This is a genomic window from Acidimicrobiales bacterium, from assembly GCA_030747595.1.
In the GTDB taxonomy this organism is placed as follows: domain Bacteria; phylum Actinomycetota; class Acidimicrobiia; order Acidimicrobiales; family MedAcidi-G1; genus UBA9410.
Map to the genome: position 1 here is coordinate 1 of JASLKK010000061.1, position 622 is coordinate 622.

The window sequence follows — 622 nt, forward strand, 5'->3', positions numbered from 1 at the left end:
ATTTTGCTAATTTAAATCTTGGATAATGCTACAAAAACTAATTTAAGTGTATTTTTTTAATATCATAATTAATACTGAACGTTATTCCTTTTGAGCTTTGATTGTGTTTCTTGTTAATTCTAACTAAATACAGTACTTATAGGGAGAGGAATTACATATCTCATCAATATTATTTAACACCCAATATTTAAAGAGGTGTTGTGGCGGACAGGAAGGGATTCGAACCCTCGAGGCAGTTTCCCGCCTACTCCCTTAGCAGGGGAGCGCCTTCGACCGCTCGGCCACCTGTCCACCGAAAGGTTTATATGCTGAGCTAGGTTCATTCAAGGCGTTTTTTATTTTAATTTAATTAATTCGGTTTGGTAATGAAAATATTATTAATATTGTATGAATTAATTAGGTAAGCTAAAAACCTGTTAAAGGAGTTAGATTCAAATTTATGATACCAGTCAAAAATATATTAATAATAGCACTTTTTGTATTTATGATGGATCAGTTAACTAAACTAGTTGTAATTCATTACATGGATCTATCAGGCTTATTATATATAAAGTTTTTGCCCCCTATTATGAATTTTAAGATGGCTTGGAATGAGGGGATAAATTTTGGCTTGTTTGCATCT

At 32.2% G+C, this 622-nt stretch carries 1 protein-coding gene and 1 tRNA gene; one reads left to right on the forward strand and one right to left on the reverse strand.

Annotation, left to right across the window (positions count from 1 at the left end; all coding sequences use genetic code 11):
* Window positions 1-201: 201 nt before the first annotated feature.
* Window positions 202-291: transfer RNA gene (locus tag QF777_12080), tRNA-Ser, on the reverse strand.
* A 148-nt stretch (window positions 292-439) separates the two neighbouring features.
* Here QF777_12080 and QF777_12085 point away from each other — a divergent pair.
* Window positions 440-622 (forward strand): signal peptidase II (locus QF777_12085; GenBank protein ID MDP6912272.1); only part of this gene is annotated, 183 nt, incomplete at its 3' end.